Here is a 15,279-nt window from a genome sequence, read left to right as displayed (position 1 = left end):
TGACCGCCAACGAGCGAAGGGACCTGCTCGAAATCTTGGAGGACCGGTGTGGAACTGCTTCCACCGTCATCACCTCCCAGCTCGACCCCAAGCAGTGGCACGCGCTCATCGGTGATGCGACCGTCGCGGACGCCATCCTCGACCGGGTGGTCCACAACGCCCACCGCATCAAGCTGCTGGGCGAGTCCATCCGCAAGCAGCATGGAAAGTTGACGACCGAGCCGAAGCCGGAGAAGTGAGGGGCACCAGCGTCGCTCCGCTCCCATGATCGGCTTCGCCCGGAACTGGTGATCGGCTTGAGCCGGAATCGGTGATCGGCTTCGCCCGGAACAAGTGATCGCAATGGCCGGAATACGCACCTGAACTCCGGGGTGATGCGTCTCTTCCGCTCCATGGACACTACCGCCACCGCCCGTGTAGCCGACTTACGAGGTATGTCCACTTGAACGGCTCAGGCCCATCCTCGGGCTTCTACGCCTCTTTGTTCACCTAACTTCCTAAAGCCCATTAGAACAGAACACACTGCGGGTCGTTCCTTGGTGCACTGATAGTCTTGTCAGGTATCACCGGGCGATGCGAGTATTGAAGGATTTAAAATTTTTTCAGTTTTCCCATCTATGCGTACTCGTCCGACTCTGAGTCAGGAAAGCTTCTACGTCGAGTGGCTGCGCGCACCACGGAGCTTGGCGTACAACATCGGCTCTATTTACCGGCTGCGGGGCGCCCTTGATGTGAAGCGATTGGCTGCGGCCATCAGGGCGACGCTGGAGCAGGAGCATGTGCTCGCGCGCTCTCGGTTCGTGGAAGACGCCGACCAACTGTGGCTTGAGCTGGAAGCGCACCCCGCGTACGTGTCGATCGAGCAGGTACGCGAGAGCGAACTGGCGACCCGCCTCGACACCCTGACCACCGAGCCCTTCGATCTGCTCCAGGGTCCGCTCTATCGGGCTGCCATCCTGCAGATGCCAGGGGAGTCGGTCTTCGTCTTCGACTGCCACCATGCCGTCTTCGATGGCGTGACCCACGTGGACTTCTGTGCCGCCATCGCGCGGCACTACCGGGCCTCGGAGCCGTCCATCCGCCCGTCCCAGGTGCCGCTGTTCCTGGACTTCACGAAGACCGAGCGCCTCGCCGAGAACGAGGCGTCGCGAGCCCGGGCCTGCGCTCATTTCGCCGAGAGGCTGCGCGGTGTTCCCCTGTCCGTGACGCTCGCCGCAGGAGGACGTGCGGCGGCGGGCAACGCGAGCGCGCATCACTACCATGTGCTGCCCGAGCCGCTGTCCCGCGCCCTCGGCGAGCGGGCCAGGGAGCTGGGCAGCAGCCTCTTCCGCGCCATGGCGTCGCTGTTCGGCGGACTGCTGCTGCGCTACGTCGAGGCGGACCGCTTCGTGTTGGCTCATACCCTCTCGGTCCGTCCCCCCGGGCTCAAGGGCTTTGTTGGCTGCTTCACGCAAACGCAGCCGCTCGTCATCGAAGCGGGGACCGCGTCCACCTGCCGGGAGATCCTGCACTCGATTGACACGCAACGGCGTGACGCGCGCCAGTACGGCGCCGTGGGTCTGGCACCCATCTCCGCAGCGCTCCCGGACGGTGGGAGCGGCCGGCGCTTCAACGTCTGCATCAACGAGTCCCCCGGCTGGCTGCGCCGTGTCTCCATCGATCTGCCCGGCCTTGAGGTCATCCCCCAGGAGCCACCTCGTGGGGAGTCGGCCTTCGACCTCGAGCTCACCTTCGCCGAGTGCCAGGGCCGGTTGACGTTGCGCTTCGATCATCGGCTCGAGTTCGCCGACGAGGCCTTCGTCGAGAGCCTCGCGGCGCAGTTCGAGCGCCTGCTGGAGGCGTTCGTCCGGGATCCGGACGTCCGTGTGCTCGAGCTCCCTCTCACCGGGCCCGCCGAGCACGCCCGGCTCGCCGGCCAATTGGAGGCAACTCGCGCCGGGATCCCCGCCGCGAGCATCGACGCCCGCGTCCGCGACCAGGCGGCACGGTTCCCGGACCGTGTGGCTATCTCCATGGGCGAGCGCTCCATGACGTACGCGGAGCTCGACGCGCGCACCAACGCCATCGCCGCCGAACTGGTGGGTGTGCTCTCCCGGCAGCCCGCGCTTGAGGAGCCCCTCGTGGGGGTCCTGGTCACCCGTGGCTTCGATCTGGTCGCCTCACTGCTCGCAGTCCTCCGCGCCGGCGCAGCCTATGTCCCGCTCGATCCGGAGTTCCCCAGCGAACGGCTCGTGCGGATCGCCCACAACGCGAACCCCGTCGCCATCATCGGGGACGCGCCCTCGCGCGAGCGGCACCCGGAGCTGGGCAAGACGACTCACTTCATCGAACTCTCGTCGATTGGGCCTTCCACGGCCCCGGCGGACAGGCCGCCCTCGAGCCTCGCCTACGTGATGTACACGTCGGGGTCCACCGGAGAGCCCAAGGGCGTGCGTGTGACCCGGCGCGCCGTCGCGAACTTCCTGGCCTCTATGGCGCGCTTCCCGGGCCTGGGTCTGGACGATGTCGTGCTGGCCCTGACGACCCCCGCCTTCGACATCTCGGTCCTCGAGATCTTCCTGCCGCTCGTCGAGGGCGCACGGCTGGAGATGGTCCCCACCCCCGCCACGAAGGACGCCTTCGCACTCCGGGAGATCCTCGAGCGCGTGCCCGTCACGGTCATGCAGGCCACGCCCGCGACCTGGTCCATGCTGCTCACGGTGGAGTGGCCCGGCAACAAGAGGCTCCGGGCCCTCTGCGGCGGCGAAGCCCTCCCGCGCCAGCTGGCCGAGGCGCTGCTGCCCCGCGTGGGCGCTCTCTTCAACATGTTCGGCCCCACCGAGACGACCGTCTGGTCCAGTGTGTCGGAGCTGAACGGCACGGGTCCCATCACGATCGGCGGCCCCATCGCGAATACGTCGCTGTACGTGCTGGATCGGTTCATGAACGCCGTCCCCCCCGGAATGGTGGGCGAGTTGTTCATCGGCGGAGAGGGGCTCGCCGAGGGCTATCACCGCGCGCCCGAGCTCACGGCGCGCAAGTTCCTCGACCTCCCCTTGTTCGGCGCCGCACCGCAGCGCGTCTTCAAGACGGGCGATCTCGCGCGTGTCCTTCCCTCGGGAGAAATCCTGTGTCTCGGGCGGATCGACACCCAGGTGAAGCTGCGCGGCTACCGCATCGAACTCGGAGAGATCGAGAGCCGGCTGCGCGCGCGCCCCGGGGTACGGGACGTGGCGGTCGTCCTGCGCTCGGACGCGCCGGGGCCCCGGCTGGTGGGCTACGTCGTGCCCACCCCCCAGCAGACGCTCGACACGGAGGCGCTGCTCGCGTCTCTCCGGGAGGCGCTGCCGGACTACATGGTTCCGAGCGAGCTCCACACGCGCATGGAGTTGCCCCTCACGGGCAGTGGGAAGGTCGACCGCAAGCGCTTGTCGGAGATGCCCTCCTCCGCCGCGCGGCCCGCCCCGGCCGACGCACGGGATGGGTCGCGGCGCAAGCTGTACCAGCGTATCGTCGATTGCGTCTCGGCCGTGCTGGGACGCCCGCTCGGAGCCATCTCGGGCTCCGAGCGGCTGGGGAGCCTGGGCTTCGACTCCCTGTCCTTCACTCGCTTGGCCGTCCGGCTCACCAAGGAGTTCGGGGTCCGGGTCCAGCCCAACCTCTTCTACGAGGCCTCGAGCCTCGAGCAGCTCGCCGAGCATCTCGCCGAGAAACACCCCGGGCTCGTGCGAACCGAGCCCCCGGAGCCGGGCCCCGAGCTGCGGCGGGAGAAGGCCGCAATGAAGCCCAAGCACCCCTCTCCGGGTGGCGCCGATCCGCGGGCTGTCGCCATCATCGGCGCCGCGGGCCGGTTCCCGGAGGCGGATGACCTCGACGAGCTCTGGTCGCTCCTGGTGTCGGGCCGGTCGGCGGTGGGCCGCGTCCCCGCCGATCGCTGGAACAGCGCCGCCCTCGAGGGAGATCCCTGCGAGGGCTTCTATTCGAATAGTGCGTTCGGCGGCTTCCTGCGGGACGTGCGTGGATTCGATGCCGCCTTCTTCGGCATCCAGCCGCGCGAGGCGCGCGCGATGGATCCCCGCCAGCGGCTCCTGCTGGAGACGGCCTGGCACGCGCTCGAGGACGCTGGCATATCCGCGGCCCAGATCGCGGGGAGCAGGACGGGCGTCTACGTCGGGGCGCTCGGCAGCGACTACTGGGAGCTGGCCAGTGCGTCGAACAACACGATGGATGGCTATGCGATGTCCGGCATGGCGGCCTCGATTCTCGCCAACCGGCTGTCGTACTTCCTCGACCTGCACGGCCCGAGCTTCGTCGTCGACACGGCGTGCTCCAGCTCGCTGGTGGCCCTCGTGCGCGCCGTCGAGGCGCTGGAGTTGGGGCGCATCGATCAGGCCATCGTCGCCGGAGTCAACGTCATCCTGAGCCCCGCCGTGCACGTCGCGCTGAGCAAGAACGGCATGCTCAGTCCGGACGGCCGTTGCCGCACGTTCGACGCGGAGGCGAACGGCTACGTCCGGGGTGAGGGCGTGGTGGTGCTCGTGCTGCGCCCGCTCGCACGAGCGGAGGCGAACGGAGACCGGCTCCACGCCATTATCTGCGGGGCCGCCGACAACCACGGAGGCCGCGCCAACAACCTGGCGACCCCGAGCACCCGAGCCCAGGCGGCGGTGCTGCGCGAGGCCATCGAGCGCTCGGGCGTGGAGCCCTCGACGATCGGTTACGTCGAGGCCCACGGGACGGGAACCCGGCTGGGCGACCCCATCGAAATGGCCGCCCTGGAGCAGGCGCTCGGCAAGGCGGGGGACACATCGAAGGTCGCGGTCGGCTCGCTCAAGACCAACCTCGGACACCTCGAGGCGGCGGCTGGACTCGCCTCGGTGGCCAAGGTGCTCCTCGCCTTCCGGCACCGGCTGTTGCCGGGCCTCGTGGGCTTCGAGCGGCTCAATCCCTATATCGAGCTCGGAAGCCGGCTCCAGGTTCTCGAGGAGAACGTCCCCTGGGAGCCAGCCCGTCCGGGCGTGCCCCTCCGCGCTGGCGTGAGTTCGTTCGGCTTCGGCGGGGCCAATGCGCACATCGTCCTCGAGGCGCCGCCCGAGACGCCGCCGAGTGCCCGGCAGGGACCCGAGGTCATCCTCCTGTCGGCGAAGACCGCCTCCGCGCTGGTGGCCCGGGCCGCAGCGCTCGTCGCGTGGCTGGAGCGCCATCCGGACGCTTCGCTCGGCGATATCGCCTATTCGCTCCGCACGGGCCGGGACCATTGGTCCCACCGATTGGCGACCGTTGTGGGCACCACCGGGGAGCTGCTGCAGACGCTGCGTGACGTGCGGGCCGGGCGTGCTCACGACGCGGTCCTGCACGGCGAGACGACGGCTCGCCCGAAGTCATCGCGCGCGCAACGCGCCTTCTCGGATTTCATGCGGGAGAAGCTCTCCGGTGAGGCGCCGTTGGATGAGGAACGGGCTTGGCTGCTCGCGGAGGTCTATGTCGAAGGCCTCGAGCTGCCCTGGGAAGGGCTCGTGCCCCGCAGGGGCGCACGCCGGCTGGGACTGCCAGGGTATCCCTTCGAGCACCGCCCCTTCTGGTTCATGGGCGAGAACAAGGTGAGGCACGGACTGCTCTCCGAGCCGACCGGGGGCGAGGTGCACTCGATGCGCCTCGACACCACCCATCCACTCGCGAACGAGCATCGCGTGGATGGGAAGCCGCTGCTGCCAGGCGTCGGAACGATCGAGCTCGTCCGGGAAGCCGCCGCCCGCCTCGACGAGGGGCTGCGGGGTGGCGTGACGTTCGAGGACGTCCTCTTCCTGAGGCCCATCGTCGCAACAGGCGAGGGAACGCTCGTGTCCGTGCGCTTCGAGGCCCCCGTGGAGGGGGGCCGTGTGTTCCACGTCTCCGCGGAGGGTGTGGAAGCCGCGCGCGGCACCGTGCGGCCGCTCCGCTCGGAGCCGGAGACTATCGACGTGCAGGAGCTGAAGGCCCGACTGGCAGCGGGCCCCACGCTCGAATCGGAAGAGATCCAGGCGCGGCTCCTGGCGTCAGGCCTGCGCTATGGCCCCTCGTTCTGCGGCCTGGGCCGCTGGACCGGTGGCCAGGACATGGCCTGCGGAGAGGTCCGCCGCCCACGCGAGGCCGAACAGGGCGCCTACCTGATCGACCCACGCCTGCTGGATGCGGCCATGCAGGCGCTCGTGCTGTTCAACGGCGAGCGGGAGCGGCCGCTGGTCCCCTTCGCCGTGGAGCGGCTGGAGCTGTTCGGCGCGATCTCCAACACGAGCTTCGTCCGGGTCCGGCGCCAGTCGGGTTCCCGCTATCAGGTCCAGGTCCACAACGAGCGCGGCCAGCTCGCGGTGCGGCTCGAGGGCGTCGAGACCATGGTGCTCAAACCGAATGCCTCCACGCTCGTGCGCACCCCGCCGCCCGCCCCCGTGGCGCCTCCTCCATCGCCGCGAAAGGAGGCACCGGAAGCGGTGTCGCTCTGCCCCCTGTACGTGGTGAGGGCCATGGAGCGCCCATGGCTCAAACGCCCCGAGGGCAGCGACGGGAACCTGCTGGTGATCGTCCGTCGGCAGGACCGCGAGCTCGTCCAGGCGCTCCGTCAAGCGGCCCCAGCGGCGACCCTCATCGAGCTGGACGTGCCGGGCGCCGTCGACCTGGACTCCCTCGTCCTGCAACACCCGAGCTTCGACCGGCTCTGCATCGCCACGGCCCTTGGGCTGGACGAGCGGGACACGCCCGAGCCCACGCTCGCCTGGAGCTCGCGGCTCTTGTTGCACCTGGTCAAGTCCCTGGTGCGCTACGGCCGCAACCACGAGGCCCTGGAAATGCGGATCCTCGTGCGGGAACTCACGCGCGACGAGACGGGCCTCGGCACGACCACGGGCGCGGATCTGACCGGCTTCGTGCGGGTGCTGCGCCATGAGTTCCCATCCTGGCGCTTGGCCGTGGTGGCGCTCGACACGGCGGATGAGGCGACACTGCGGGGCGCGCTGTCCTCCCGCGTCGACGAACCGCTGCTCTTCCTCCGCGGTGAGCGCGAACTCGTGCCTCGCCTCGACGTCATCGAGGTGCCCCAGGCCCCGCTTACCGTACGGCCCGGCTCCGTCATCGTGCTGGCGGGAGGCGCGGGAGGGCTCGGTCGCCGCTTCGCCGAGGCGTTCGGCACCCGGGGCGCCAAGATCGCGCTCATCGGCCGCCGCGAGGAGCGCGAGGTGGCGGCGGATCTCGAGGCGCTGCGGGCACGAGGCGTGGAGGTGCTCTACGAGAGCGCCGACCTCGTGAAGGCGGCGTCGATCCGGCAAGCGATCGACTCCGTGCGGCGGACGTATGGCCGCATCGATGGCGTCGTGCACGCGGCGATCGTCCTCCGCGACCGCGCGCTGCTGCGGATGACGGAGTCCGACTTCGACGACGTCGTGGCCCCCAAGGTGGCCGGGTTGATGAACCTCGCCGCCGCCGTGGAGCAGGACTCTCCGGAGTTCTTCACCGTCTTCTCGTCGGCACAGTCCTTCGTCGCGGTTCCGGGCCAGGCCAACTACGCGGCCGCATCCACCTTCGTGGATGACTTCGCGCGCCGCCTGCGCCACCGCTGGAAGTCGACCCGGGTGCGCGTCTTCAACTGGGGTTATTTCGGGGACGTGGGCATCGTCGCCGACGACACGACGCGCCGGCGCCTCGAGGGGCTGGGCGTCCTGCCGCTGACGTCACACGAGGCCCCCGCCGTGTGGTCCCGGGTCCTCGCGGGCCAGGAGACGCAGGTGCTCGCCGCCCGGCTCTCCGAACGGGGCCTGGCGCGCGTGGGCCACTCCGTCGGCAACCGCGAGTCGGCGCTCGAGTCCTTCGCCCACGGCTTCGAGAAGCTCGAGTCCCTCGTGCGCGAGGCGGTCTTCGCCACCCTGCGGCGCGGGGCCTTCCTGCGCAAGGGTCACCGGGCCGATGGCTCACGCGTCATCAAGGAGCAACGGCGTCTGTTCGAGGCGCTCGTGTTCGAGCTCATGAGCGCGGGGTTCCTCGTCAAGGAAGACACGGGCTACGTCGACCGCGGCGCCGAGCCCGATCCGCATGTCCTGACGGCCCTGGACGAACTGGTGGAGCGCATTCCCGCCCTCGCTCCGCATGTGCGGCTCGGCAAGGCCTGCCTGGAAGCCCTGGAGGGAATCCTCACGGGGAGCACGGATCCCGTGAGCGTCATGTTCCCCAATGGCTCGGTCGAACTCGTGGAGGGCATCTACCGGGGCCACCCGCTCGCCGAGCACTACAATGCTCTGCTGATCGCCGACGTCGAGCGGTTCGTCCTGGAGGCCAACAGGCCCATCTCCATTCTCGAGATCGGCGGTGGCACCGGGGGAACGAGCCGCGCGCTCATCGAGCGCCTGGCGACCCTGGTGGCGAAGGTGGAGTACACCTTCACCGATATCTCCGCCGCGTTCACGAAGCGGGCGCGCAACTCCTTCGGCGCGCGCTACTCCTTCGTGTCCTTCCGCACGCTAGACATCGAGGCGGATCCGGCCTCCCAGGGCTTCTCGCGGGAGTCGTACGACATCGTCTTCGCCACCAACGCGCTGCACGCGACCCGGGACATGCGCCGCACGCTCGCCCAGGCCGCCTCGATGCTGCGACCCGGCGGGCTCTTCCTCGCCAACGAGGTGACGCGCAGGCAGGCGTTCACGACCCTGACCTTCGGAATCACCAAGGGGTGGTGGCTCTACCGGGATCCGGAGCTGCGCATCCCCCACTCCCCGCTCGTCGATGCAAGCACGTGGACGCTGCTGCTTGGGGAGCTCGGATTCGAGGGCATGCGTGCGCTCTCGGCTCCGGGCGAGGCGGGCTCGCATCACGTCATCTCCGCGATCTGGCCCGTGACGAAGGCCGCCCGCGCCCCCGAGCCACTCCTCACGGAGCAGCCCGCGGAGCCGAGGGATCTCACTGCGGAGACAATCGCCTGGATCTCCGCCACGCTCGGCGAGGTGCTCGAGCAGCCCATCGCCAGGGGCGCCGAGGACGAGCAGTTCGAGGCGCTCGGGGTGGACTCGCTCATCAGTCAAGCCATCCTCGCGCCGCTGGGCCGCGTCGTGGGGAAGCTGCCGGCGACCCTGCTCTTCGAGCACACCACCCCCCGGCGCCTGGCCGAGTTCTTCGTGAGCTCGTTCTCCTCGCGCCTCACGGAGCACTTCGCGCGAACCCGGCCCCACCAGGCCCTGGTGGCGCTCCAGGCTCCGGCCCCGGTGGCGATACCCGCCCCGGTGGCCCTCCCTCCCCCTCCCGTGGCCCTCGCCGCCCCGGTACCACCCACGATGCCGCAGCCCGCACCGGCCGTCGTCGAGGTCCGGCGTGCAGGGGCCCGCATGCCGATCGCCATCGTGGGCCTAGCGGGCCGCTTCCCCGGCGCGGATGACGTGGAGACCTTCTGGGAGAACCTGCTCGCGGGCCGCTCCTCCATCACCGAGGTGCCGGCGGAGCGGTGGGATCACGGCCGCATCTTCGCGCCCTCCAGCAAGACGCCCGGGACGACACGCTCCCGATGGGGAGGCTTCCTCTCGGACGTCGATCGGTTCGACACGTACTTCTTCCAGATGACCCCGAGGGACGCGGAGCTGGCGGACCCCCAGGAGCGGCTGTTCCTTGAGACGGCGTATGGAGCGCTCGAGAACGCCGGGTACGGCCGCCGCCGGCTCAAGCGCCTCGCACACGACGTGGGCGTCTTCGTCGGCGTCATGAACGGCATGTACAGTTGGTATGCTGCGGAGGCCACGGCCCAGGGCCACTACACCCGGGCGGATTCGAACTTCTGGTCCGTGGCCAACCGGGTCAGCTTCGCGCTCGACCTGAAGGGCCCCAGCCTCGCGGTGGATACGGCGTGCTCGTCCTCGCTGACGGCCATCCACCTGGCGTGTGAGGCCATCCGCCGGGGCGAGTGCCGAGCGGCGATCGCGGGCGGAGTGAACCTCATCCTCCATCCGCGGCAGTACCAGCGGCTCAGCGAGCTGCGCATGCTCGCCGGGGACGAGCGCTGCAAGGCCTTCGGCGCGAACGCCGATGGCTTCGTCGACGGAGAGGGCGTGGCCGCCGTACTGCTGCGGCCCCTGGATGAGGCCCTCCGGGATGGAGACCGCATCGAGGGCGTCATCCTCGGCTCGGCGCTCAACGCCGGAGGCAAGACGGGCGGCTTCATGGTCCCGAGCCCCGGAGCGCAAGCAGACGTGGTGCGCCGGGCCTTCGAGCACGCCGGCATCGAGCCGTCGACCATCTCGTACATCGAAGCGCACGGAACGGGCACCCACCTGGGAGACCCCATCGAGATTCGCGGCCTGGAGCTGGCCTTCCAGGGCGCCGTGTCTCGCTGCCCGGTAGGCTCGGTGAAGAGCAACATCGGCCACCTCGAGTCGGCGGCGGGCGTGTCCAGCCTGATCAAGGTGCTGCAACAGCTGCGGCACCGCACGCTCGCACCGTCGCTGCACGCAACGCCGCCCAACCCGCAGATCGACTTCGAGCACTCGTCCTTCTTCGTCGTCCAGGAGCCGACCGAGTGGATGCGTCCCCAAGCCGGGGTTCCGCTCCGCGCCGGCGTGAGTTCGTTCGGCGCCGGAGGTGCCAATGCCCACCTCATCGTCGAGGAGGCTCCTCCCGCGAATGTGCGGCCCACGCTGCGTCCTGACCGGTGGCTGGTCCTCGTGTCGGCCCCCTCCGCGCACCAGCTAGAGCACCTGCTGCGCGCCCTCTCCGCGCACATCGAGCGGAATCCCCGGCTGGACATCGCCGATGTCTCGCGCACATTGAACGTGGGCCGCGATGCCTTCTCCACGCGCGCGGCGTTCATGGCGCGCGATGTCGCCGAGCTCCGGGCCGCCTTCGAGGCAGTCCTCTCCAGCAGTGAGCACCCGGCGCGGCGCAGCGCCGCCGCTCCCGCGGCCCCCGGTGATGACGCCCTCTGGGCGGGCCATGCCGCGGCCTTCCTTCGTGGGGAAGACGTCGACCTCGAGGCCGTGCACGACCGGCTCGCCGGCGCGATGGTGTCCCTGCCCGGCACCGTCCTGGCGCGGGAGCGGTACTGGCCGGCGGCCTTCATCCTCCGCGCCTCCACGCCCGAGCCCACCACTCCGGCGAATGTGACGAAGCACGACTTCGTCTCCGTCACCCTCCGCGCGGAGGACGTCGCCGCGAGCGAACACCTGCTCGAGGGCAGACCGGTCGTCGCGGGAGCCTTCCTGGTGGAACTGCTCTGCCGGGTCGTGCGCGAGCAACGCGGCTTCGATCCCTCGGTGATCGAGGACCTCCACTTCGTCGCCCCCCTCACCTTCTCCGAGCCGTCCCGGCGCATCGACGTCGAGCTGACGGGGAACGATCAGCCGGTGGAGGCGTGGGCATCCTCGGAGGGCAACGTGCTCGTCCGCGCCAAGCTGTCGAAGGAGCGGGCCACGCCCAGGGCCCGGCGGGAGGAACTCGAGACGCTGCGCTCCAACGCCCCGCTCACCCTCGCGCGACAGCAACTCGACGCACGCTTCCGGGCGCAGGGCTTCTCCTATGGGCCCGCGTTCGCCACGCTGCAGCGCGCGTTCATCCATCAGAACGCCGTCCTCGGAGCGCTCGTCCCCCAAGTACCAGGCGACCAGGCATGGATTGATCCCCTGCTGCTGGACGGGGCTTGGCAGGCCGCCTCCCTGCTCGGCTCCAGCGAGCTCATGCGCATCCCCGTGGGGGTCGAGCGGCTCGGCATCCACCGCAAGCTGACCGGGCTGGGCTTCGTCATCGCGCAGCGGCGGGTGGACAACGGAAGCTTCGCGAAGTTCGACCTCGCCATCGTCAACGACAAGGGCGAGGCCGTCGTCGAAATCTCTGGCTACTCGGTGCGCACCCTTGAGCGAGGTGACGCGAAGGGACCACCGGGCCGGTTGTCCACGTCAACCCATGAGTGGACGGCCCGCCACCGCGTGCCCGCGTATCCCCCGAACGCGACGTCGCTCCGGGTGCACGGCTTTCCCGCCACGGACCAAGCGCGGTTGCTCCAGGCCTTCGCGGAAGGCCCGTCCGGTGCTGGCACGCTGAAGACGGTCTCCCTCTTGGTGGACGGCCGCCTGAGAACCCACGGCGATACCTTCCATGTCGTCACACGGCTGCTCTCGCTCGTGCGGGAACTCGTTCGCGAGGGTGTCCGGCGTGCATTGATCCTGACGCTGGTGGATGACCCGACGGTCCGGGCTGCGGCGGGAGGTTTCGCCCGCTCGCTGGCCCTGGAGCATCCCGGGTTCGAGGTCCGGGCCCTCGAGGCCGATGCCTCATGCGAACTCGAGAAGCTGGTGGCCGACGAGCTCTCGCTGGGACCCGCTTCGCTCCACGAGGTGCGCGTCACGGCGATGAACACGGCGGAGCGGGTGGCCGTGGAGCTGCCCCTCTCCAAGCGCTCCACGCCGCCGCCCCAGGGCGGCGTCTACCTCGTGACAGGGGGCGTGGGTCACGTGGGAGGAATCCTCGCGGGCTGGCTTGCGGCCACGCGCGGTGCACAGGTGGTACTCCTGGGCCGGTCCGAGCCCGGCGAGAAGGTCCATCGTGCGCTCGAGGCGCTACGCTCCTCGGGAGGCCGGGTGGAGTACCAGCGGGCAGATGTCACGTCGCGCGCCGATGTCGAGCGCGCCGTGGCAGAAGCCCGCCGCCTGGGACCGGTTCGCGGGGTGGTGCACGCCGCGGGCATCGTCGACGACGCGCTCGTCCTCCACACGGAGCCCGACCGGGCCCGGCGTGTGTGGGAGCCCAAAGTCACCGGCTTCATCCATCTGGATGAGGCGACGGCCACGGATCCGATCGACCTCTTCCTCGTGTGCTCATCCGTCACGGCGAGCGAGGGCAACGTCGGCCAAAGTATCTACGGGGCCGCGAACTCGGCCCTCGTGGAGCTTTGCGCGCGCCGCGACGAAGCCAGGCGCGCGGGGCATCGGAGGGGGACAACGCTCGCCGTAGAGTGGCCGCTCTGGGCGGGCTCCAGCCTCGCGTCCCCTGCCCAGGTCGCGCGTCTGTCGCAACTGCGTGGCGTCGTCCCGCTCGAACCCCAGGAGGCGCTCGACGTGCTTGAGCGGAGTGCCGGCGGCCCGACCTCGCACATCATCCTCCAGAAGCTTCGCACGGGAGGACCCGAGCGCCCCGCCGAGCAGCCGCCCACCGTCACTCCGGCACCCGTTGCCGCCAAGCCCACCGAGAGTCAGCTCCCGGCGCTCGAACGGCACCTGACCCGGATCATCGCCCGGCACACTCGAGTGGATGAGCAACGCCTGGGGGTGGACACCAGCTTCCAGGACCTGGGCATCGAATCGCTCGTCGTGATGGAGGTCACGGAGGAGCTGGAACGCACCCTCGGCCGGATGCCGCGGACGCTCCTGTACGAGTTCGACACCGTCGCGCGGCTCGCGCGCCACCTGAGCGAGGAGCACGCCGCCGCTGTGTCCACGTGGATGAAGGCGTCCTCCGCAGAGACGGTCGCGGCGCCCCCGCCCTCCACCCCCAGCGAGACACCGGGTGAGAGGGCGGCCGTGGCGCCGGTGCGCCCCGCGCCGGCGAAGACGCGGCCGGAGTCCTCGGATGAACCCATCGCCATCATCGGCGTCGCGGGCCGCTACCCCGACGCGCCGGACCTGCGGACCTACTGGAAGAACCTCGTCGGACGCCGCGATTCCATCCGCGAGGTCCCGCGTGAGCGTTGGAACCACGACGAGTACTACGATCTGGAGTCGGGCAAGCCCGGGAAGACGTACGGGAAGTGGGGCGGATTCCTCGACGGGCATGATGCCTTCGACGCGCTCTTCTTCAGCATCTCGCCCCGGGAGGCCGAGTTCATCGATCCGCAAGAGCGGCAGTTCCTGGAGGTGGCGTACGAGTCGCTCGAGGACGCCGCCCTGCCGCCTCCGCTGCTGCGGGGCAAGAAGGTGGGCTGCTTCGTCGGCGTGATGTACGGGCCATACCAGCTCCACGGCATCGACGAAACCTGGCGGGGCAACCCCGTGGCCCTGGAGTCGTCCTTCGCGTCGATCGCGAACCGCACCTCGTTCCTGTTCGACTTCCACGGCCCCAGCCTGGCGGTCGACACCATGTGCTCGTCCTCGTTGAGCGCGCTCCACCTCGCCTGCGAGAGCCTGCGGCGCGGGGAGAGTGACGTCGCGCTCGCCGGGGGCGTGAACATCATGTCCCACCCGAACAAGTACCTCCTGCTGGCACGAGGACGGTTCTTGTCGAAGGACGGCCGCTGCCGGAGCTTCGGCCTGGGAGGAAGCGGCTACGTTCCCGGCGAGGGAGTCGGAGTCCTCGTGCTCAAGCCGCTGTCGCGGGCGCAGGAGGACGGGGATCGTATCCACGGCATCGTGCGCGCCTCGGCCATCAACCACGGTGGACGGGTGCAGGCCTACACCGTTCCGAGCCCAAATGCGCAAGCGGACGTCATCCGGTCCGCATGGGAGCGCGCGGGGAATGCCTCGATGTTGAGCTACATCGAGGCCCACGGCACGGGGACCGAGTTGGGCGATCCCATCGAGGTGCGCGGACTGCTCAAGGCCCTCGGCCCGGGTCCGTTGCTGCCCATCGGGTCGGTCAAATCGAACATCGGCCACCTCGAGTCGGCCGCGGGAGTGGCGGCGATCACCAAGGTGCTGCTGCAGATGCGCCATGGCCTGCTCGTTCCCACGTTACACACGGACGAGCTCAACCCGCACATCGACTTCGGCCAGCGGCTCGTGGTCCAACGCGAGCTGGCGCCGTGGCAACCCGTGGGAGACCGACGCGTCGCCGGCATCAGCTCCTTCGGGGCGGGTGGCTCCAACGCCCACGTGGTTCTCGAGGAGGCCCCCCCGTCTCCTCGCAGGACTCCGGAAACCGGGGCGCCTCGCGTCATCGCGCTCTCGGCGAAGACCCCGGCGGCGCTGGAGCTCAAGGTCCAGGCGCTGCGGGAATTCCTCGGCGGAGAGGGGGCGGAGGAGCGGCTCGACGACGTGGCGTTCACGCTCGCGCGCGGCCGCGAAGTGTTCGGACACCGGGCCGCGTTTGTGGCGCGCAGCATGGCCGGCCTGCGCGACTCCCTCGGCGCCTGGCTCAGGGAACCCTCGGCACGCGCCCGCGCGGGCCGCGGCGAGAACGATGGGTTGGACGCGTTCGCGGACGCGTTCGTCCGGGGAGAGTCCGTCCAACTCACCTCCCTCACACCAGAGGCGCGGCTCACCTCCCTGCCCACCTACCCGTTCCGCAAGGACCGCGTGGGCCTGCCGAGGCCCACGGGACCGGGGACGCCGCGCGTGCCTCCCAAGCGCTCCCGGCTCGAGGGAATCCATG

Annotated in this window: 2 protein-coding genes and 2 pseudogenes (1 of these 4 cut by a window edge); all 4 read left to right on the top strand. The window is 69.8% G+C overall.

The annotated features are described in order from the left end of the window. A partial coding sequence (locus AC16DP_RS39075) for an ATP-binding protein (protein ID WP_483956957.1) occupies positions 1–239 on the top strand: 239 nt, incomplete at its 5' end. A gap of 378 nt (positions 240–617) precedes the next feature. Beyond that, positions 618–6,347 (top strand): annotated as a pseudogene (locus AC16DP_RS39070) (amino acid adenylation domain-containing protein); the annotation flags it as partial. 792 nt (positions 6,348–7,139) lie between these two features. Continuing rightward, positions 7,140–7,547, top strand: a pseudogene (locus AC16DP_RS39065) (SDR family NAD(P)-dependent oxidoreductase); the annotation flags it as partial. Between the two features lie 423 nt (positions 7,548–7,970). Then, on the top strand, positions 7,971–15,279 hold the 5' portion of the coding sequence (locus AC16DP_RS39060; protein ID WP_414640714.1) for an SDR family NAD(P)-dependent oxidoreductase. The gene runs 9,695 nt beyond the window's last position; only the first 7,309 of its 17,004 coding nucleotides appear in the window; its start codon is at positions 7,971–7,973; the stop codon falls past the right edge of the window.

The organism is Archangium sp., from assembly GCF_057119385.1.
Note: the sequence above shows the minus strand (reverse complement) of the source record. Positions and strands in the feature narration are given on the sequence as shown.